Origin of the sequence: Saccharothrix sabaoui, from assembly GCF_051756985.1 — a bacterium.
GTDB lineage: Bacteria > Actinomycetota > Actinomycetes > Mycobacteriales > Pseudonocardiaceae > Actinosynnema.
In genome coordinates this window covers 1-19,886 of record NZ_JBPKJK010000043.1, presented here as the reverse complement: position 1 = coordinate 19,886, position 19,886 = coordinate 1, and the positions used below count along the sequence as shown (strand labels likewise).

General features: G+C 75.0%; 17 protein-coding genes. 11 read left to right on the top strand and 6 right to left on the bottom strand.

Translation table 11 applies throughout. The features are described from left to right. Positions 1-25 precede the first annotated feature (25 nt). Both ACR807_RS15820 and ACR807_RS15815 read right to left on the bottom strand, forming a co-directional pair. A complete protein-coding gene (locus ACR807_RS15820) occupies positions 26-1,300 on the bottom strand; it encodes a serine hydrolase domain-containing protein (RefSeq protein ID WP_438922073.1) in 1,275 nt (424 codons plus the stop codon). Positions 1,301-1,658: 358 nt separating this feature from the next. Then, complete coding sequence (locus tag ACR807_RS15815; protein WP_438922072.1) at positions 1,659-2,237, bottom strand: CGNR zinc finger domain-containing protein; 579 nt, start codon at positions 2,235-2,237, stop codon at positions 1,659-1,661. An 85-nt stretch (positions 2,238-2,322) separates the two neighbouring features. On the opposite strand from ACR807_RS15815, the gene ACR807_RS15810 reads away from it, so the two are divergent. Beyond that, positions 2,323-3,015: an MOSC domain-containing protein gene (locus ACR807_RS15810; RefSeq protein ID WP_438922071.1), complete on the top strand. Its 693-nt coding sequence runs from the start codon at positions 2,323-2,325 to the stop codon at positions 3,013-3,015. On the opposite strand, the gene ACR807_RS15805 is transcribed toward ACR807_RS15810, so the two are convergent. Further along, positions 3,012-3,626, bottom strand: a complete 615-nt coding sequence (locus ACR807_RS15805) for a GTP pyrophosphokinase (protein WP_438922070.1) — start codon at positions 3,624-3,626, stop codon at positions 3,012-3,014. The two genes, ACR807_RS15810 and ACR807_RS15805, sit on opposite strands and share 4 nt — an antisense overlap. Before the next feature lie 175 nt (positions 3,627-3,801). Between ACR807_RS15805 and ACR807_RS15800 the strand changes: the two genes are divergently transcribed. After that, positions 3,802-4,647 carry an EamA family transporter gene (locus ACR807_RS15800; RefSeq protein WP_438922069.1) on the top strand — a complete coding sequence of 282 codons (846 nt, stop codon included), beginning with the start codon at positions 3,802-3,804 and terminating at the stop codon, positions 4,645-4,647. Positions 4,648-4,678: 31 nt separating this feature from the next. Here ACR807_RS15800 and ACR807_RS15795 read toward each other — a convergent pair whose 3' ends face one another. Then, positions 4,679-5,578 (bottom strand): TIR domain-containing protein, encoded by a 900-nt coding sequence (locus tag ACR807_RS15795; RefSeq protein WP_438922068.1) that lies wholly within the window; start codon positions 5,576-5,578, stop codon positions 4,679-4,681. Positions 5,579-5,719: 141 nt separating this feature from the next. On the opposite strand from ACR807_RS15795, the gene ACR807_RS15790 reads away from it, so the two are divergent. Genes ACR807_RS15790 through ACR807_RS15770 form a run of 5 tightly spaced genes read left to right on the top strand, consistent with a single transcriptional unit; the run spans position 5,720 to position 12,068 of the window. Beyond that, a complete protein-coding gene (locus ACR807_RS15790) occupies positions 5,720-6,790 on the top strand; it encodes a hypothetical protein (protein WP_438922067.1) in 1,071 nt (356 codons plus the stop codon). Beyond that, positions 6,787-7,938, top strand: a complete 1,152-nt coding sequence (locus ACR807_RS15785; protein ID WP_438922066.1) for a toxic anion resistance protein — start codon at positions 6,787-6,789, stop codon at positions 7,936-7,938. The genes ACR807_RS15790 and ACR807_RS15785 overlap by 4 nt, the downstream gene beginning before the upstream one ends. Beyond that, the gene (locus tag ACR807_RS15780; RefSeq protein ID WP_438922065.1) at positions 7,935-9,563 is read left to right on the top strand and encodes a vWA domain-containing protein; all 1,629 of its coding nucleotides are present in this window, start codon (positions 7,935-7,937) and stop codon (positions 9,561-9,563) included. Before ACR807_RS15785 ends, ACR807_RS15780 begins: the two co-directional genes overlap by 4 nt. Beyond that, complete coding sequence (locus ACR807_RS15775) at positions 9,560-10,156, top strand: hypothetical protein (RefSeq protein ID WP_438922064.1); 597 nt, start codon at positions 9,560-9,562, stop codon at positions 10,154-10,156. Before ACR807_RS15780 ends, ACR807_RS15775 begins: the two co-directional genes overlap by 4 nt. A gap of 10 nt (positions 10,157-10,166) precedes the next feature. Further along, the gene (locus ACR807_RS15770) at positions 10,167-12,068 is read left to right on the top strand and encodes a hypothetical protein (protein ID WP_438922063.1); all 1,902 of its coding nucleotides are present in this window, start codon (positions 10,167-10,169) and stop codon (positions 12,066-12,068) included. Between the two features lie 107 nt (positions 12,069-12,175). Here ACR807_RS15770 and ACR807_RS15765 read toward each other — a convergent pair whose 3' ends face one another. Next, positions 12,176-12,649 carry a hypothetical protein gene (locus tag ACR807_RS15765; protein ID WP_438922062.1) on the bottom strand — a complete coding sequence of 158 codons (474 nt, stop codon included), beginning with the start codon at positions 12,647-12,649 and terminating at the stop codon, positions 12,176-12,178. A 252-nt stretch (positions 12,650-12,901) separates the two neighbouring features. On the opposite strand from ACR807_RS15765, the gene ACR807_RS15760 reads away from it, so the two are divergent. Both ACR807_RS15760 and ACR807_RS15755 read left to right on the top strand, forming a co-directional pair. Then, positions 12,902-14,125, top strand: a complete 1,224-nt coding sequence (locus tag ACR807_RS15760) for an SGNH/GDSL hydrolase family protein (protein ID WP_438922061.1) — start codon at positions 12,902-12,904, stop codon at positions 14,123-14,125. Between the two features lie 197 nt (positions 14,126-14,322). Next, positions 14,323-14,985, top strand: a complete 663-nt coding sequence (locus tag ACR807_RS15755) for a lytic polysaccharide monooxygenase auxiliary activity family 9 protein (RefSeq protein WP_438922060.1) — start codon at positions 14,323-14,325, stop codon at positions 14,983-14,985. 430 nt (positions 14,986-15,415) lie between these two features. On the opposite strand, the gene ACR807_RS15750 is transcribed toward ACR807_RS15755, so the two are convergent. Further along, positions 15,416-15,604 carry a hypothetical protein gene (locus ACR807_RS15750; protein ID WP_438922059.1) on the bottom strand — a complete coding sequence of 63 codons (189 nt, stop codon included), beginning with the start codon at positions 15,602-15,604 and terminating at the stop codon, positions 15,416-15,418. A 61-nt stretch (positions 15,605-15,665) separates the two neighbouring features. Between ACR807_RS15750 and ACR807_RS15745 the strand changes: the two genes are divergently transcribed. Continuing rightward, the gene (locus ACR807_RS15745; RefSeq protein ID WP_438922058.1) at positions 15,666-19,541 is read left to right on the top strand and encodes a hypothetical protein; all 3,876 of its coding nucleotides are present in this window, start codon (positions 15,666-15,668) and stop codon (positions 19,539-19,541) included. Between the two features lie 68 nt (positions 19,542-19,609). Then, on the top strand, positions 19,610-19,886 hold a 277-nt coding region (locus ACR807_RS15740; RefSeq protein ID WP_438922057.1), incomplete at its 3' end, for a hypothetical protein.

Here is a 19,886-nt window from a genome sequence, read left to right as displayed (position 1 = left end):
TCTGGGAAAGTTCAAACGTGATTTGTCAGACCATTTCCGAGACCTGTCGGAGGGCGAGGCGCCCGCCGATCTGGATCCACCGGATGTCGCCGTCGCCGGGGTCCCGCAGGAAACGGCCGGTCTGGTTGGTGTCGCCGGTGTCGGAATCACGCATGGCGAACACCAGGCCGTCGAACAAGGACAGGTCCGCGAACGGCTCGCCGTCCACGGTGAGCGCCAGCCGCTCCCGGCCCAGGGGGCGCACGGCGTATTCGACATCGCCGTTGCGGAACCTCCCGGTGCAGTCCGGAGGGGGTGCGATGCGCCGGTCCAGGCCGCGCATTCCGTCGTAGTCGCCCACCGGCAGGCCGGCGTCGGCCAATACCGGGACCAGGTCGCGCCACAGGGCGAAGCCGGGGCCCGCGTTCGAGGTCAGGGCGACCGTCGTGCCGTCCTCGGGGTTGATCCGCAGGTGGCACGAGGTGCCGTCGGCGGTGCCGTCGTGGCCGACCCAGCGGACCCCGTCGCGCTGGAACAGCGCGAGGCCCAGGCCCCAGCCGTCGGCCATGCCGAACGGCTCGGCGTGCCGCACCGGCGTGCGCATGAGGTCGAGGTCGTGCGGGTCCACCAGGTGCGGCGCCGACCCGCCGAGCATCCGGCCGAGGGCCACCAGGTCGGTGGCGCTGGCGGCCAGCGCGCCCGCGGGCGCGTCGACCAGGGCCAGCGACTGCTCGACCGGCACGGCCCGCCCGGTGTCCGCGTTGACCGCGTGGCCGGGGACCACGCCGACGCCCGCGCCGGGGCCGGTGGTGAACCGGGCCGGCACGCCGAGCGGGTGCAGCAGCACCGCGTCCATGGCCTCCCACCAGGTCATCCCGGTGGCGACCTCGATCAGGTGGCCCACCAGGGAGTAGCCGACGTTGGAGTAGGAGAAGCCCTCGCCGGGCCGGTGCAGCGGGTCGAGGTCGCGCAGCGCCTGCTCGACGTGGCGGCGCAGCGACGTCGACCGGACGTCCTCCGGGTCCGACGGCAGCCCGCCCGTGTGGCTGAGCAGGTGCCGCAGGGTCAGTTCGCCCGAGACGGTCGGGAGGTGGTCGGACAGCGGCGCGTCGAGTTCCAGGTCGCCGTCGGAGACGAGCGCCATGGCGACGGTCGCGGTGAACGTCTTGGTGATCGAGCCGATGGGTACGGCGGCGTCGGCGGGGAGGCCGACCTCGTGCGTCCAGGTCCGGCCGTTCTGGTGCACGGCCAGCTGCGCGCCCGGCACGCGGTGGGCGCGGACGAGGTCGGCTAATCGGGTCGCGATCGTGTTCGTGTCCATCCTGGTCCCTCTTGGAAATGAGCCGATGTGGCTGCGGACCTAACGGTGGCTGTTGCTGAGGGGTGGTCGCGACCGCCGAACGGAGCATTTCCAGAATGTAGATTCCCTATTTTTGCGAAACCAGCCCCGGGGTCGGGGAAAGGCGTGTCCCAGTTCACTCGATCGGCAGGTTTGGACCGGCTGGTCTCGTAAGTACGCGCAGTACGCGAGGGTTATTCGCACTCGCCTGGCAAGGCTTGCGCTAAGGCGTACCGTTGGTCATCGGCAGGACGTCGAATGTTCATTGTGATCCATTCGACGGACTTCCGAAAGAATTTCATGGACACCCGTAACCCCGGGCTCCGGAAGTCGTTTGGCGCTACCCGCTCGTAGCCGCCGAAGCGCGCCGGTAGTGCCGGGCCGCGCGGGCCCGGTTGCCGCACCCGGTGGAGCACCACTCGCGCCTGGGGTGGTCCTTGGCGAAGTACAGGACGCAGCCGGGCGCGCGGCAGGCGCGCAGCAGCGCGCGGCCGTCCCCGGTGACCAGGTCGACGGTCTCGGCGGCGGTGGCGGCCAGCTCGGCGAGCACCGGTCGGGCGGTCGTCGTGGAGGTCCGCCGCCACCGCCCGCCCGAGACGTCGAGCTGCGGCCGGGTGTCCGCCCGGGTCGCCGCGCGGTTCACCGCGGCCGCGGCCCGCCCGACGTCGGCGTCCCGGGCGGCCGACCGGGTGTCGTCGGTCAGCGCGGCGAAGAGGTCCCGCACGGCCGCGCGCAGCTCGCGGAACGCGGCGAGGTCGGCCTCGGTGACGTCCGCCGCGGTGAGCGCCGGACCGTCGCCGCCGTTCCCGTCCAGCCAGGCGACGAGGTCGGCCGCGGTCGTCAGGTGGTCGCGCACGGTCGAGCGGTCCCGGCGGAGGGTGTTGGCCAGGCGGATCGGGCGCGGCTCGGCGGGCGGCACGCCTCTCACGCTAACACGGGCTTGCATCCGTTAGGAGATGGTTCTAACGTTCAAGGGACCTTGTGAACGTTAGAAAGAGGTCGCCATGCACGTCGAGGCGCTGTGGCGCTACCCCGTGAAGTCCCTCGGCGGCGAGCGGATCGCCACCGCCGAGCTGACCGACGACGGCGTGGCGGGCGACCGGCTCGTGCACGTCAGCGGCGGCCGGGTGCCGCTCACCGGCCGCACCCGGCACGGCCTGCTCACCATCCCCGCCTCCACCGGTCCCGACGGCACGCCGCTCGTCGCCGGCCACCGCTGGGACGGCCCGGAGGCCGCCGCGCTGGTCGAGCCCTTCGGCGGCCGGCTCGTCCGCTACCCGGGACCCGAGCGGTTCGACGTGCTCAACCTCCTCGTCGCCACCGACGGCGCGGTCGCGTCGTGGGGCTCGGACGTGCGGCGGCTGCGGCCCAACCTGCTGCTCGGCGGGGTCGGCCCGGACGACGAACGCGGCTGGCCCGGTCACGCCCTCGTCATCGGGGACGCCGTCATCGGCGTGTACTCGGTGCGCGGGCGGTGCATCGTCACGTCGATCGACCCCGACAGCGGCGCGCAGGACCTCGACGTGTTCCGCCGCATCCGCACCGACTTCGACGGCCGGCTGGCGCTCAACTGCTGGGTCGTCCGGCCGGGGGAGGTCCGCGAGGGCGACCGCGTCGAGCTGGTGCCCACCGACGAGCTGCCCGACCGCGTCGGCGGCTGGATCACCGGCGCGCCGTACCTGCTCCCGGGCGGCTAGTCGCGCTGAACCTCCAGGTGCAGCGCCTCCATCCGGGCGTCCAGCTCGGCGGCGATGGCGGCGGTGTTCGTCAGCTCCTCGACGAAACCCGCGGGCACCTGGTCGTCGTACTTGTAGTACAGCTTGTGCTCCAGGGTGGCCCAGAAGTCCATGGCGATGGTCCGCAGCTGCACCTCCACCTTCACGTGCTCCACCCGGTCGGACAGGAACACCGGGATGCGCACGATCAGGTGCAGGCTGCGGTACCCGTTGGGCTTGGGCGCGGCGATGTAGTCCTTGGTCTTGAGGATCTCCACGTCGTTCTGCCGCGCCAGCATGTCCCGCACGCGGTACACGTCGGACACGAAGGGGCACACCACGCGCACGCCCGCCACGTCGTCCAGGTGCTCGGCGGCGAGCGACAGGTCCGGCGGCAACCCCTTGCGCGCCAGCTTGTCGAGGATCGCCTCCAGCCGCTTCACGCGGTGCGTCACGTGCTCGATCGGGTCGTGGCGGTGGACGAGGTCGAACTCCTCGCTGAGGATGCGGAGCTTCGTCATGAGCTCGTCCACCGCGAACTTGTAGACCACGAGAGACCGCCGCAGCAGGTCATCCGCTACGCCGACGTCCATGATCCCCAGGGTACCGCCGCTCCCGTCGGCTACGATCCCCGGCGTGGACACCCACTGGCACGTGGTCCTCCCGCCGCCGGGCGCCTGACGGGCGCTCCCGCGGTAGCCACACCCACGCCTGCTCGCGCTCGCGCCCGTTCGCGCCCTTTTCCCCTCCTCCGCGAACGGAGACCCCGTGTCGACCTCTGCCGTGCGAACACGTCCCCGGCCGTCCCTCGGCCCGCTGCCCATCCTCGCCGCGTGCGCCCTGTGGGGCACCACCGGCACGGCCGCTTCCCTGGCGCCGGCCTCCGCGCCGGCCGCCGCGGTCGGCGCCGCCGGCCTGGTGCTCGGCGGCCTGCTGCTGTTCCTCACCGCCCGCGGCGCCCGCACCGTGCTGCGCACCGCCGACCGCCGGCTGCTCCTGCTCGGGTCGGTGACGGTGGCCGGGTACGCGCTCGCGTTCTACCCGGCCGTGGAGCGCACCGGCGTGGCGGTGGCCACCACCGCGGCGCTGGCGACCGCGCCGATCGTGCTCGGCCTGCGGGCCAGGCCGGTCACCACGCTGACCGCCGTCGCCGGGTGCGCGGTGCTCGTCCTGGGCGGCGGCGAGTCGCGCGTCGACCTCGTCGGCGTCGGGCTGGCGCTGCTCGCGGGCCTGTCGTACGCCGCGTACTCGGTCGTCTGCGCCCACCTGATCGCCCTCGGCCACCCGTCGCGGGACGTCGTGGGCGCGGTGTTCGGCGGCGCGTCGGCGCTGACCCTGCCGGTGCTGCTCGTGCTCGGCGTCGGCTGGGTGGGCACCGCGCAGGGCGCGGCGGTGACCGCGCACCTGGCGGTGTTCACCACGTTCGCGGCCTACCTGCTGTTCGGCCTCGGCCTGCGGCACACGGGCGCGGCGGCGGCGACCACGCTGACCCTCGCCGAACCCGCCGTGGCGGCCGTGCTGGGCGTGGTCGTGCTCGGCGAACGCCTGCCGCTCGCGTCCTGGTGCGGCATGGGCGTGCTGGTGGTGGCGCTGGCGGTGCTCGCGCGCCGCTGAGCGGGCCGGTGGGCGGGCCGGCCGCCGCGGTTCACGACTCGGCCGCGGCGGCCAGCTCGTCCAGCTCGCGCCGCGCGCCGCGCAGCCCGACCGCCCTGCTCGCCAGCACGGCCGCGCGGAGCTTCCAGCCCGACCCCTCCACCAGGTAGCGGCAGGTGACCCGGGTACCGCCGGCGGCGGGCGCGAACGCGTACTCGATGCGGCTCGGCGCGGCGCTCCCGACCTCGGCCACGACCACGGTCAGGCGGTGCGGCCGGGCGAACTCCGCGTAGGACACCTCGGAGTCGACCTCCGCGCCCAGCACCCGCGAGGTCTGCCGGTAGCGGGTGCCCGGACCGGCCGGACCGGCGGTGATCGGCTCCACCCGGGTCACCGACGAGAACACCGCGACCGCCCGCGACGGGTCGGCGAGCAGGTCGAACACCGCCCCGGGCGCGGCGCGCACGTGCCGTTCGACGGTGAACGCCTCCACCGCCGGGGCCGCGGGTCCGGCGGCGGAGGCGATCACCAGGTGCTCGGCGAGCCGGTCGACGTCCCGGCGGAACCGCAGGTCGCTCACCTCGAAGGCGTTGCGCCGGACCAGCGGGCGCAGCACCTCCGGCAGGTCCCCCGCCGGGGGCAGCGCCGCGCCGGCCACCAGCACCGGCACCACGCGCAGGTCGCGGGCCAGCGCGCGTTCCACCTCCAGCCGCACGAAGTCCGCCGGGTCGTGCAGGCGGGGGGACGCCCACGTCCTGCCGATCACCGCCAGCAGCGCGTCGCACCGGGCCAGCGTCCGCTCGATGACCTCGGCGAAGTCCTCACCCGGCCCGATCGAGTCGACGTCCAGGAACACGTCGGCCTCGCCGAACCGCGCCGCCAGCGCGTCGTACAGCCGGCCCGCGTGACCGGAGCTGTCGTCGCGCCGGTAGCTGATGAAGATCGGAGGCACCCGCCCAGCTTGGCAGGTGCCGCCCGGGGGGAGACCGACGCCCAGCGTTCACCCACCGTTCGCCCGCGGACCACCGTTCCGCGCGTCAAAAGAGTCGCGCGAGGGGAGATACTCGCGCCGAGCACGTGGGGAGCACGACAGGTGAAGCGCCGGTTGTCCATCGGGTTGGCCGCGGTGCTGCTGGCCGCGGTCGTCGCGGTGGTGCTGCGGGATCGTCCGGACGAGGCCGCGGGACGGGGTGGGCTCACCACCGTCCGGGGCGTCATCGGGTCGGAGAAGCTCGCCTTCTTCCGCGACCCCAGGGTCGTCGAGCGGTTCGCCGCGCACGGGCTGTCGGTCGAGGTCGACACCGCCGGCTCCCGCCAGATCGCCACCTCGGTCGACCTCGGGGAGTACGCGTTCGCGTTCCCGTCGTCCTCGCCCGCCGCGCAGAGGATCCAGCGCGACCGGGGCACGACGACCGCCTACACGCCGTTCCAGTCGCCGATGGCCGTGGCGTCCTTCGAACCGGTCGTGCAGCTCCTGGAGGCCGCGGGCGCGGTCCGCCGGGGGCCGGGCGACTACCGGGTGCTCGACGTCGCGGAGGTGCTGGAGCTGGCCGGCACCCGCTGGGACCAGCTGCCCGGCAACACCGCCTACCCGGCGCGCCGCAACGTCCTGGTCACCACCACCAACCCGGCCGAGTCGAACTCGGCGGCCATGTACCTGTCGGCCGCCGCGTTCGTGGCCAACGGCAACGCCGCCGTCACCGGGCCCGAGCAGGAGGCGCGCGTGCTGCCGCTCGTCACCGGCCTGTTCCGCGGCCAGGGCTACACGCAGAACAGCACCGAGGGGCCGTTCGAGGACTACCTGTCCGCGGGCATGGGCAAGGCGCCGCTGGCCCTGGTCTACGAGTCGCAGTACCTCGACCGCGTGCTGCGCGGCGACGGGTCGATCCGCCCCGACATGCGCCTGCTCTACCTCGCGCCCACGGTGTACTCCAAGCACACCCTCGTACCGCTGGACGAGCGCGGCGACGAGGTCGGCCGGCTGCTGTCCACCGACGCCGCGCTGGGCGGGCTCGCCGCCGCGTTCGGCTTCCGCACCACCGACCCGGCGCACTTCGCCGGCGCGGTCGGCGACAAGGCGCCCGCCGACCTGGTGGACGTGGTCGAACCGCCCTCGTTCGAGGTGCTGGAACGGCTGCTCGACGCGGTCGGCTCGCCGTCGTGACCGACTTCGCGCTCACCGCGCCCGAGCCGGTGCCGCCCGTCCCCGCCGACCGCGCGGCCGGCCTGATCACCCTCGACGACGACACCCGCGCCGACGTCGCCCGCCGCGCCGACGGGTTCGCCGAGCGCCTGGGCGCGCTGGACGCGCGCTCACCGGCGTTCACCGCCGCGCTGGACGAGCTGCTCGCCGTCGGCGAGTCGGACATGCGCGCGGCGGCCGGCGTGGCGGGCGCCATGCTCGACCGCTCCGCCCGCGCCCTGCGCGACGGCTCGCCGCAGGCCGACGCCACCACCGGCCTCGCGGACCTGCGGCGCACGGTCGCCGAGCTGGACCCGGCCAGGCTGCCGATCACCGGGCGCAAGCTCGTCCGGCTGATCCCGGGCGCGAACGCGGCCAAGCGCGCCCTGGACCGCTACCGCGCGGCGGGCGAACCGGTGAACCGGCTCGTCGTGGAGCTGCGCACCCGGCAGGACGCGCTGCGCCGCGACAACGCCGCCGTCAAGGGCGAGCGCGAGCGGCTGTGGGCCGTCATGGGCCGACTGGCCGAGTCCGCCGCCGTCGCCGAGGCGGTCGACCGGGCCGTCGAGCGGCAGGCCGACGTGCTCGACCTGACCGACCCCGAGCGGGCGCGGGCGCTGCGCGCCGACGTGCTGCACCCGATCCGGCAGCGCCACCAGGACCTGCTCACCCAGCTCGCGGTGAGCGCGCAGGGCTACCTCGCGCTGGACCTGGTGCGGCGCACCAACGACGAGCTGGTGCGCGGCGTCGAGCGGGCGGTGTCCACCGCGGTCGCCGCGCTGCGGGTCGCCCTGCTGATCAGCGGCGCCCTGACCCACCAGCGGGACGTGCTGGACGAGGTCGACGCCGTGCGCGCCACCACCGACGGCCTGCTGCGCGCCAACGCCGACCTGCTCGACCTCCAGACCGCGCAGATCCGCCGGGCGGGCAGCGACCCGGCCGTCGCGGTGGAGGCGCTGCGCTCCTCGTTCGACCGGACCTACGCCGCGATCGACGCGGTCGACGGCTACCGGCTGGACGCGGTGCGCTCGATGGGGGCGACGGTCGAGTCGCTCTCGGGGGAGATCCGGCGCGCGGAAGCGCACCTGCGCCGGTCGCACGACACCGCGCTGGTCGAGGGGGACCGATGAGGACGCCGTACGCGCTCGTGCTCGTGCTGCTGCTGTCGGCGTGCACCAGCACGACCGACCGCGGCCCGGAGAACCCGCTGCTGCCCATAGGGCCGCCGGAGCCCGGTGTGCTGCGCGTGCTCGCGGGCAGCGAGCTGACCGACATGGGGGACGTCCTGGAACAGGCCGCGTCCGTGACCGGCGTCAGGGTCGAGTTCGAGTTCACCGGCACCCTGGAGGGCACCGAGGCGCTGGCCCGGGGCGAGGCCGACGGCAAGTACGACGCCGTGTGGTTCTCGTCCAACCGCTACCCGGCCGGCGTCCCCGAGGCGGCGAAGCGGCTCGGCGAGCAGGTCGAGGTGATGAGCTCCCCGGTCGTCCTCGGGCTGGCCGAGCCCAAGGCCCGCGAGCTGGGCTGGACCGACCGGCAGGTCGGCTGGGGCGAGATCGCCGAGGCCGCCGGGCGGCGCGCGTTCAGCTACGGCATGACCGACCCGTCCGCGTCCAACTCGGGGTTCTCCGCGCTGGTCGGCGTCGCCTCCGCCCTCGCGGACGCGGGCACCGCGGTGGACGCCGCGCAGATCGCCGCCGTCACGCCCCGCCTCAAGGAGTTCTTCTCCGCGCAGGCGCTGTCCGCCGGCTCGTCGGGGTGGCTGTGGCAGGCGTACCAGCGCCGCGCGACCGGCCAGGACCCCGGCGGGCGGGTCGACGGGCTGATCAACTACGAGTCCGTGCTGCTGTCGGTGAACTCGACCGGCGCGTCGCCCGACCGGTTCGCCGTCGTCCACCCGGTCGACGGCGTGGTGACCGCCGACTACCCGTTCACCCTGCTCGCCGACGCGAACGACGACGCGCGGGACGCCCACCGGCGGCTCACCGACCACCTGCGCACGCCCGACGCGCAGCGCCGGATCATGGAGACCACGCACCGCAGGCCCGTCGTGCCCGGCGTCGAGCTGTCCGCCGAGTTCACCCGGCGCGACCTGGTCGAGCTGCCGTTCCCCGCCGAGCAGGGCGCCGTCGACGCGCTCCTCGCCGCCTACTTCGACGAGATCCGGCGGCCCTCCCGCACCCTGTACGTGCTCGACACGTCCGGGTCGATGGCGGGCGACCGCATCGCGTCGCTGAGGTCCGCGCTGGTCGGCCTGACCGGGGCGGACGACTCGCTCACCGGCCGCTACCGGCGCTTCCGCAGCCGCGAGGAGGTGACGGTGCTGCCCTTCGACACGGCTCCCCGCGAACCGCGCACGTTCACCCTGCCCGAGGGGGACACGACGGCCGTGCTGGCCGAGATCGGGGCGTACGCGCGGGACCTGCGCGAGGGCGGCGGCACGGCCATCTACGACAGCCTGACCCACGCCTACCGCGTGATGGGCCCCCTGGTCGCCGCCGACCCCGACCGGTTCACCTCGATCGTGCTGATGACCGACGGCGAGAACACCGACGGCTCCGACCTCGCCGACTTCGAGGCGTCGTTCGCCGCGCTGCCCGAACAGCTGCGCGGCGTGCCGGTGTTCACCGTGCTCTTCGGCGAGGGCAGCAGCGACGAGCTGACCCGGGTCGCGTCGCTGACCGGCGGCACGGTGTTCGACGCCCGCGCGACCGACCTCGGCGGGGTGTTCCGCGAGATCCGCGGGTACCAGTGACCCGCTACCTCGGCTCCACCAAGAACCTCGTCGGCTGCCTGGCCGGCCTCGTCGGCGTGCTGCTGCACGTGACCGGCGTCGTCGGGTCGTGGTGGCTCGCGGTCGTCGCCGCCCTGTACGCGGTGGGCGCGCTGCTCGCCCCGCCGGAGAAGGTGGCCCTGGTGCGCGCGGACCCGACCGCCGAGGCCGGGCTGCTGCGCTCCGAGGTGGACGGACTGGTGCGCGCGGTGGACGAGCGGGCGTCACGGGTGCCCGCGCCCGCCGCCAGGGCCGTGCGCCGGATCGCCGCCGTGCTCGGCGACCTGCTCGACCGGCCCGCCGCCCTGGCCGCCGACCCGGACCTGCGGCACGCCGTGCTGCGGCTGGCGCGCACCGACCTGCCGCTGTCCGTGCAGACGTACCTGAACCTGCCGCGGTGGTACGCGGTGCGGCGCGGCGCGGGCGGCACGGACCCGGACGCCGAGCTGCTGGCGCAGCTGGAACTGCTGGAGGCCGAGGCGCACCGGCTCGCCGACCGGGTGTACGGGGCGGACGTCGACCGGCAGACCGACCACACCCGGTACCTGAGGGACCGCGGCGAGGACCGGCGCTAGGGTTCGCGGCGTGAGGTACCGGGGGTTCGGCGCGCTGCTGTCGGCGCGGCTGGACGCCCTGACCCCCGAGCGGGCCTGCCTGGTGCAGGAGGTGCTGCGCGGCGTCGAACCGGCCGTGATCCACAGCAGGCACGCGTCCGCGCTGGCCGGGCTGGTCACCGAGCTGCCCCGGCTGCACGCGGCGCTGGAGCACCACCACGTCGCCGGCCAGCCGCAGAAGCACCTGGTGGACCGGCTGTGCGAGAACGTCCTGGGCCGCCTCGGCGCGAGCACCGCCGCCTGGGGCCGCGACGTGCTCGACCCCGTCGCCGACCTGGTGCGCGGGGTGCGCGCCGCCGTGGCCGCGTCCACCGGGGACGGTGAGGCGCTGCTCCCGCCGCTGCACGACGCGGTGTCCCGGTTGGGCGATCGGCTGGCCCTGCGCTTCGCCGAGGTCTGGGAGCACCCGGACGGGTCGGTGGACGCCGTCGCCGACGAGGTGGCGTGCCTGCTGGCCGTGCTCGACCGCGACCCGGTGGCCGCCGAGTCGGACCTCGCGCGCCTGGACCGGTGGGACGCGGGGTCGGTGTGGCGCACCCTGCGGCCCGAGGCCGCACCCCACCGGGTCGCGCTGGTCGTGCGGGGCGCCGGGGTGCTGGCCGAGCTGGACGCGTTCGACCCCACCGCCGCGCAGGCGCCCCTGCGGTCGGCCCGCTCCCTGCGGTGGGGCCCGGCGACACCGGGGCTGCGCGCCTTCGTCGACACCGCGCCCGCGGGCGGCGAGGTGTGCGTGGTGAGCCTGGAGGTGCGGGCGGTGGACCGGCCGGCCGCCGCCCGCAAGGCGCACCGGGCGCTGGTCGAGCTGCTCGACCAGTACACCGCGGGCACCCGCCTGTTCTCGCCGGTCGTGGACCAGCGCGTACTGGTGAACCGGGTCGGCGAGGCCGGCACCGAGCAGTGGCGCCCGCCCGCGCGCTCCACCCCGGTCGCCCGGCCGCTGACCCGCCGCGAGCTGCCCGACGAGGTGCGGCGGGCCCTGCGGATGGCGCACGTCGCCGCCGGCGCGCCCGCCGTGGCCTCCGCGCTGGCCTGGTCGGCGCTGGAGGCGTGCGGCCTGGTCCGGCGGCCCGAGCTGGCCGCGGCGCTGGCCGTGCAGTCGCTGCGCCAACAGGTCGTCGGGGCCTACCGGCTGGTCCGCCAGTCCGCCGCCGCGCGCCTGGCGCAGTCCCGGCAACGGGTGGCCGCCGCCGAGCGGGTCGCGCGCCACCGCGCCGCCGCCCTGGCCGCCCGCCCGGACCGCCCGGTACCGGCCCACCCCGTCGGGCAACCGGACGTGGCCGCGGCCCGCGCGGAGCACGCGGCGCTCTCGGCCCGCATCACCGCCGCCCTGGCCGTGATCGGCGCGCACGTCCGCCACGACGAGCGCCACCACCTGCACGACCTCGGCACCTGGACGGACCTGCTGCGCCCACCCGGCCGCGACCCGGAACCCCTGGTCGCCGCGCGGGCCGCGCTCGACGACCTGCTGCCGCTCCTGCACCCGCTCGCCGTCCGCGAGGTCGCCCGGTGGCGTGCCGCGCTGGCCGCCCCCGAGGTGCTCGCGGCCGGGCTGCGCGACCGCACCGCCCGCACGACCACCGTCCTCGACGCGCTCTACGCCACGCGGAACCTGACCCTGCACTCGGGACTGGCCGGCGACGAGCCCGTGCACGCGGTCGGCGCGGTGATGGTGACCGACCTCGCCCTGGAGGTCCTGGGCAACTGGTACGCCCACGCCCCGGACCCCGGCACCCCGCCGGCCGAGGTCATCGCCGACCTGGCCCGCCGCCACCACGCGATCCTGTCCCGGCTGGCCGCCGGCACGCGCCCGGCCAGGCTCGACTTCGACCGCCTGACCAGCCCGGGGACGACCGGGGTGTGGCGGCCCCGCTGACGCGACGATCCGCCGCACACCCGTGGTGCGCGGCGGACCTCACTGCTCTCGGTACTGCCTCAGTGCGTCGTCGCGGTAGGTCGGCCGCTGTCCACGGCCACCGTCCCCTACTCCTCGACGTTCACTTCGCCCTCGCCCTCGGCCTCGACATCGCCCTCGTCGTCGTCCTCGTCGTACTCGGCGTCGTCGTCGTACTCGTCGTACTCGTCCTCGTCACCGGCGTAGCTCTCGGTGCTCTCGCTGTAAGCGCCCTCCTCGCCGGCGTAGTTCTCGTTGTCCCAGTAGTACGAGCCGTGCCAGCCGAAGCCCTCGTCGCCCCAGGTGTCACCGCCGGCCAGGGCACCCGTCTCGCTGGAGTAGGCACCCTCCTCTCCAGCCCACGACTCCTGTTCCAGGAAGAACGCCACACCGTCTTCGACGCCGGAGAGCACGCCCTCCGAGCCCGCGCCCTCGGAGGTGGCGACCGAGGTCTCGTGCTCGTAGTAGACGTCCTCGGCGGACGCGGAGGCGAGACCGGCGGCGCCGATGACCAGGGGGACGGACACGAAGGTCGCGGCGATGAGACGAGTGATGTTGCGCATGGGGAACCTCCTTGAGTAGTGACCATGCGCCAGTCAGGTACCCGGGGTGGTCGCGTCTAACGGTGGGTAAGCGGATCGGGTGGTGGACCCTGCTCCGACTCCTGGCCACTGACCTGCGGTTATCACCGCGAGTGCGGAAAAAGGACGTCCCTGTGGGTGAGCGGTGGGTGTTCGCCGACCCCCGGCCGCGGGGTGGTGCGCGGGACTACCTTGGAGGTGCGGGGTCCACCCGCCGAGTGACTGGGGGTCACCTTGACGAAGAAGTGGGCGGCACTGCTCGCCGCCGTTGTCGGGATCGTGTCGGCGCCGGCCGCGGGCGCGGCCCCGGGCGGTGGCTGGGCCGCCACCTGGGCCGCCTCGCCGCACGCGCCGACCGCGTTCCTCGGGCCGAACTGGGGGCCGGGCGGGTTCGACGACCACACGGTCCGCCAGGTGGTCCGGGTCAGCCAGGGCGGGTCCCTGGCGCGCGTCCGCCTGTCCAACGCCTACGGCACGTCACCGCTGCAGGTGACCGGGGCGACCGTCGCGCAGACCGCCGGGGGCGCCTCCGTGCGGCCGGGAACGGTGCGGCACCTGACGTTCCGCGGCTCGCGCGCGTTCACCGTGCCGGCGGGCGGCGACATCGCGAGCGACCCGGCGGTGCTGCCGGTGCGGGCGCTCGGCCAGGTCACCGTCACCCTGTACCTGGCGGGGAGGACCGGTCCCGCGACCGGGCACGCGTTCGCCTCGGCCACGACCTACCGGGCGTCCGGCGACCACCGCGCGGACGCGGCGGCCGACGCGTTCACCGAAACCTCGCAGTCCTGGTACTACCTCAGCGGGGTGGACGTGCTGGACCGCACGCCGCGCCGGGACGTCGTGGTGGCGTTCGGCGACTCCATCACGGACGGTGCGCTGTCTACTGTGGACGCGAACAACCGGTACCCGGACGAGCTGGCCGAGCGGTTGCGCGGCAAGCGCGGCGTGGTCAACGCGGGCATCGGCGGCAACCGGGTGCTCAACGACTCGCCGTGCTTCGGCGAGAAGGCGACCGAGCGGTTCGGCCGCGACGCCCTCGGGCAGCCCGACGTGCGCACGGTGGTGCTGCTGGAGGGCATCAACGACATCGGGTTCCCCCACTTCGCGTCCGAGTGCACGGACCCGAACCCCGAGGTGACCTCCGCCCAGCTGATCGAGGGCTACCGGGAGCTGATCGCCCAGGCGCGCGCGAAGGGCGTGCGGGTCGTCGGCGCCACGCTGCTGCCGTTCAAGGGGGCGATGTACCACACCGAGGACGGCGAGCGGGTGCGCGACGAGGTCAACGCCTGGGTGCGGACCTCCGGCGAGTTCGACGGGGTGGTCGACCTCGACCGGGCACTGGCCGACCCGCACGACCCGGACGCGCTGCTGGCCGCCTACGACAGCGGCGACCACCTGCACCCCAACGACGCGGGCTACCGGGCGATGGCCGAGGCCGTGGACCCGGCCCTGCTGTAACCCTTCCCACCGCGGTCCGCCGAAGCCCTCCCGGCACCCCGCCGGGAGGGCTTTGGTCGAACACGGCCGTCGAACGCCGTCGAATGGAAGTCGTTGTCCGCCAACACTTCCCAACCTCGCGCACGGGTCGTTACAGTGCGATTTGGGAGCGCTCCCAGCCCATGGTCGTCCTCAACGAGGAGGAAAGAGTGGCGCTCATGCCCATCCCTGCGAGAAAGAACCTGTTCGCCCGGTCCCTCGCGACGCTCGTGGCCGTCGCGGGACTCATGGCGGGCCTGCTGACCGGCGTGGCCGACGCGCACGGTTCGACCACCGACCCGCCGTCGCGCAACTACGGCTGCTGGCAGCGCTGGGGCAGCGACTTCCAGAACCCGTCGATGGCCCAGCAGGACCCGATGTGCTGGCAGGCGTGGCAGGCCGACACCAACGCCATGTGGAACTGGAACGGCCTCTACCGCGAGGGCGTCGCCGGCAACCACCAGGGCGCGATCCCCAACGGCCAGCTGTGCAGCGGCGGGCGGACCGGCGGCATGCGGTACGCGGCCCTGGACAACCCGGGCCAGTGGAAGGCCGTGACCAAGCCGCGGCAGTTCACGCTCACCATCACCGACCAGGCCAGGCACGGCGCGGACTACCTGCGGGTGTACGTGACGAAGCAGGGCTTCGACCCCACCACCCAGGCGCTCGGGTGGAACAACGTCGACCTGGTCGCCACCACCGGCCGCTACGCCCCGGCGAACAGCTACCAGGTGGCGGTGAACGCGGGCAGCCGCACCGGCCGCCACGTCGTCTACGCGATCTGGCAGGCCAGCCACAGCGACCAGTCGTACTACTTCTGCTCGGACGTGATCTTCCAGTAGCCGACCGACCCCGGCCCACCCGGTGTGGGCCGGGGTTCGGTTGCCGTCACCTGCTGCCGTCCCACTGGTCGCCGCCGAAGCGCGTCGGTGGCCTGCGCGGGCCGCGGTCCGCGGGTGCCGGTCTGGACGGGCTGATTCCGCTGTTCCTGTTCACGGTGGTTCCTCCTTATTCGTGGCGTGCGAATGCACGTGCATTCCGCAGTGGTCCGGGACGATCCCGGCAAAAAGAAAACCGCCCTGGTCGGCTTACCCGACGGGCGGCTCCCTGAAGACCTCTGTGCAGGTCAGACAGGGGAGCCTGGTTCGTGGAGGCGATAGGTGAGCACGGTCTGACGGCACCTGGCCGTCCCCCGGTCCGTGTTCACCATGTCCGCTCCCGTTTCGCGTGTGGGGCGATCATGTCGAACCCCGGTCACCGGCGTCAAAACAATTAACCGGGCAATTGCGTCGACCTCACCACTGCCGCGCCGCCGCGAGGAGGGAGCCGCGGGGAGCACTCCGGCCACCGGCGCCACTCGGCGAGCACGACCAGTTCCGGCTTGCCCCGGTGGTCGATCAGCGCCGCCAGCGGGCCGTTGGCCTGCTTGTTGTTCGAGGTCGTCGCCGATCGGCTGAGCACGTTCCTGTCCGTCCTGCCGATGTGCTGGTGATCCGGCCGGGTCGTGCACGACAATGACGCGGTGCCCGAGCACCACAACCGCGTGACCGGTCCGGTGTTCCAGCCGGTCGTGCAGGCCCGGGACATCCGCGGCGGGGTGCACGTCACGTCGGTGGGCGGTTCGTTCGCGGCCCGGTCGCGCTACCGGGAACAGGTGCGCCAGATCGCCCCCGCCGAGCTCGTCGGCCGGGAGACCGAACTGGCGGAGTTGGCGCAGTTCTGCCAGGCGCCCGACGACGGGGCAAGCGCCTACCGGTGGTGGCGGGCACCGAAGTGGGCGGGCAAGTCCGCGCTCATGTCCTGGTTCGTGCTGCACTCGCCACCCGGCGTGCGGGTGGTGTCGTTCTTCGTGACCGGGCGCCTGGCGGGCCAGGACCACCGCGGCGCGTTCGTGGACGTCGTGCTCGAACAGCTTGCCGAGCTGCTGGCCGAGCCGCTGCCGACGTTCCTGCCCGAGACGACGCGCGAGGCGCACCTGGTCGGCATGCTCGCCGAGGCCGCCGAGCTGTGCCGGTCGCGCGGGGAGCGGCTGGTGCTGCTCGTCGACGGGCTGGACGAGGACCGGGGCTCGGCCGGGCCGCACAGCATCGCGGCCCTGCTGCCCGCGCACCCCGCCGCCGGGCTGCGGGTGGTCGTCTCGGGCCGGCCGAATCCGCCGCCGCCCGTGGACCTCAGCCCGCACCACCCGCTGCGCGACCCGGGGATCGTGCGGGATCTCGCGGTGTCCGCCCAGGCCCGCGTCCTGCGCGACGACATGGAACTGGAGCTGGACCGCCTGCTGCGCGGCGACCCGGCCGACCGGGACCTGCTGGGCCTGGTCGTCTCGGCGGCGGGCGGCCTGAGCGGCCGCGACCTGGCCGAGCTGACCGGCCGCGGCGAGCACGAGGTGCGCCGGCAGTTGCGCACCGTGGCCGGGCGCAGCTTCGACGTCCGGCCCAGCCACTGGCGGCCGGGCACGAGCCCGGAGGTCTACCTCCTGGGCCACGAGGAGCTCCAGGCGTCGGCCGAGGAACGGCTGGGTGGGGCGGCGATCTCCGGCTACCGCGAGCGCCTGCACGGCTGGGCCGACCGGTACCGCGCACTGGGCTGGCCCTCGGACACCCCCGAGTACCTGCTGCGCGGCTACCACCGGCTCCTGATCGCCACCGGTGACACCACCCGGGTGGTCGCCTGCGCGACCGACGCCGCCCGGCACGACCGGGTGCTGGACCTGTCCGGCGGCGACGTCGACGCGCTGACCGAGATCGGTGCCGCGCAGGACGTGCTGCTCGCGGCGGACCGGCCCGACGTCACGGCGGTGGCGCGGCTCGCCGTGCACCGGGACCGGCTGATCAAGCGCGGTTCGGCCATCCCGGAGCGGTTGCCGGCGCTGTGGGCGCGCCTGGGCAACGTCGCCCGCGCCGAGGCGTTGACCGACCCGGTGCGGGACCCGGCGACGGCCGCGCACCTGGCGGGCGCGCTGGCGGCCGGCGGGCACCCGGACCGGGCCGAGGTGCTCGCGGCGGCCATCCCGCGCCCGGAGCACCGGGTCGAGGCGCAGCTCGCCCTGGTGCGGGCGCTGGTCGCGGCCGGACACGCCGAGCGCGCGGAGTCGCTGGCCGGTGCCCTGCTGGGCGCGCGGGCGCGGATCGTCGCGCTGGCGGCCCTGGCGCGGGCCGCCGCAGCGGCGGGCGACCCGGGCCGGGCGGTTGAGCTGGCCCGGATCGCGCGAGGCGTCGCGTGGTCGCTGTCCGAGCCCCGGCGGCGGGGGGCCGGTGCCGTCAAGGCGCCCCCACCGGGAGCCGGGCGCGGCGAGGCGACAGGCCCGGCCGGTGGACCGCTCCTGCCCGCCGAGCCGACCTGGTTCCCGTCCGCACCCGGCCTGCGGGAGGTCGCGCTCGCCGAGGCGGCCGAGGCGGCGATCGCGGCGGGTGACCTGGCGAGCGCGGAAGACCTCTGCGCCGCCGTCGAGGACGACGGACTCCGGCTCCCCGCGCTGGCCAGGCTCGTGCAGGCGGCGGCGCGCGCCGGCGACCACGACCGGGCGGCGCGGCTGACCCGGCTGGTGGAGCGCGGCACCAAGGCGATGCAGCTGAGCGACCACGCCCACCGGTCCTTCGTGGTGGCGCTGAGCGCGACCCGGGCGCCCGAGGAGGTCGAGGCGCACATCGCGTCCATCAAGGCGCCGCGGACACGGTTCCAGATCCTCCTCGCGCTCGCCGGCGCGACCAGGGAACCCGGCGCCCTGGAGCGGGCCGTCGAGCTGCTCCCGGAGCAGGACGGGACCGCCGTCGAGCAGGTGGTCGAGGCGTTCGCGGACCTCGGGCAGGTGGAGCGCGCCGAGGAGGTGGCCACCGAGCACCACGGCCGGTGGCCACGCGTGCTGGTGGCGATCGGGCACGCCGCGGTGGCCGCCGGGCGGACCGACGTGGCGCGGCGCCTGGCCGCCGAGGCCGAGACCGCCGCGCGGTCGACGTCCGACGACGGCGACCGGGTCACGGCCCTCCGGGCACTCGTGCTCGCCCACGCCGCTCACGGCGACGCCGGGACGTCGCGGCGGCTGGCCGCCGACCTGGAGGCCGTGGCGCGCGACGCCGACCGGGACGACCTGCGCTCCGCGGCCGGGCTGTGCCTGGTCCGGGCCGCCGCCGCGCTGGGGGAGCTGGAGCGGGCCGGGCAGCTGGCCCTCGGGGCGGTGGACGAGGACGACCGGGCCAGGGCGATCGGCTTCGTGGCGGTCGCGGCCCGGCACCGCGGCGACCACCGGGAGGTCGAGCGGCTGGCGGGTTCGGTGGCCGACCCGCAGGAGCGGATCGGCGTGCTGCTGCCGTTGGTGCGCGAGCTGGCCGGGGCCGGGTCGTTCGACCGGGTCGAGGAGGTCGTCGCGGCGTTGCCGGGCGGGTACTGGCGCGTCGAGGCGTTGACGGCCGTGCTGGAGGTGGCGCCGGGCTTCGCCGAGCGGGCGGCGAGGTTCGCGGACTCGTTGCCGCACCCGTCGTGGCGGGCGCGGCTGCTGACCGCCGCCGTGCGGGCGGGGCGCGGCGACACCGCGGGCCTGGCCGCGCGGGCCGAGGCGGTCATCCGGCAGATGGCCAACCCGTACGCGAAGGTGTGCGCCCTGATCGACCTCGCGGAAGCCGGCGCGGCGACGTGCGGGCCCGGGTTCGCGCGGTCGACGCTCATGCGCGCCCGGGTCGTGCTGCCCGGCGTCGTGCGGCCCGCGCACCACCTGCGCGCCCGGCTCGCCCTGGTCGCGGCCGGCGCGGCGGTGGGCGATCACGACGGTGCGACGCTGCTCCTGCACTCGTTCGACGACCCCACCTGGCGTGAGCGGGCGGAGCTGTCGGTCGTCCGCGCGCTGGCCACCGCCGAGCGCTTCGACCACGCGCTGGCCGCGGCATCGACCCTCACGACCACCCGGCACCGGGTGGAGGCCCACCGGTTCCTGGTCAAGGCGCTGGCGACCGCGGGCCTGGTCGACCGGGCACTGGACCTGGCCGAGGCGATCCCCGCCGAGCGGCCGCACTCCCGGGCCGTCGTGTCCGTCATCAGCGCGCTGGCGGCGTCTTCCGCAGACCTTCCGCTCGCGCGCCTGCACGACCTGATCGAGGCGATGGCCGACCCGCGGCACCGCTCGGACGTCCTGGAGGCGTTGGCGGGGGCCGCCCTGCGCCGGGGCGACCGGGACCTGGCCGAGACGACCGCCGCGGCGATCCCGGTGCCGGCGCGGCAGGCTGCGGTGTGGCGGTCGCTGCTGGAAGACCCCGCGTACCGGGCCACCGGCCGGCCGGCGGCCCGGCTGCTGGGCCTGCTGGAGTGGCCCGAAGCGCTGGACGCGGTGGTCGCCGCGCACCCCGAGACCCTGCCCGCGGTGACCGCCGAGTTCGACCGGACCGTCCCCGACCCACCGCCCGGGTGAACCGGCCCGGCCGACCGACCGGGCCGAAGGCGAAGCACCGGTTCGGAAGGTGGGGGAGGACTTCGTCGATGCGGCCGAGTCCGGCGTGGAAGTCGAGGTCGTCGGAGGTCTGGTGCCTGAAGGGCGGTGTCGTCGCCGCGCAGCAAGGCGGCGATCTCGGTCAGAGTGCGCGCACCGAGCACGTCGATGCTGCTGACGAGCGCGGCCTAGTCGAGGGCGGCGGTGGGGACGACCACCCGGCGCAGGCCGCGTGCGCGGGCGGCCTGGTCACCTCCGACCAGCCCCCGGACCAGCCCTCGGTCCGCAAGTGGCTGCGGGCGTTCGACCTCGTCACCGACGCGCCCA

Excerpts from the sequence above, each read along its gene's own strand:
- ACR807_RS15805 (WP_438922070.1), bottom strand. The coding sequence starts at position 3,626 with ATGGACGTCGGCGTAGCGGATGACCTGCTGCGGCGGTCTCTCGTGGTC.
- ACR807_RS15765 (WP_438922062.1), bottom strand. The coding sequence starts at position 12,649 with ATGCGCAACATCACTCGTCTCATCGCCGCGACCTTCGTGTCCGTCCCC.
- ACR807_RS15780 (WP_438922065.1), top strand. The coding sequence starts at position 7,935 with ATGAGGACGCCGTACGCGCTCGTGCTCGTGCTGCTGCTGTCGGCGTGC.
- ACR807_RS15810 (WP_438922071.1), top strand. The coding sequence starts at position 2,323 with ATGCACGTCGAGGCGCTGTGGCGCTACCCCGTGAAGTCCCTCGGCGGC.
- ACR807_RS15820 (WP_438922073.1), bottom strand. The coding sequence starts at position 1,300 with ATGGACACGAACACGATCGCGACCCGATTAGCCGACCTCGTCCGCGCC.
- ACR807_RS15755 (WP_438922060.1), top strand. The coding sequence starts at position 14,323 with ATGCCCATCCCTGCGAGAAAGAACCTGTTCGCCCGGTCCCTCGCGACG.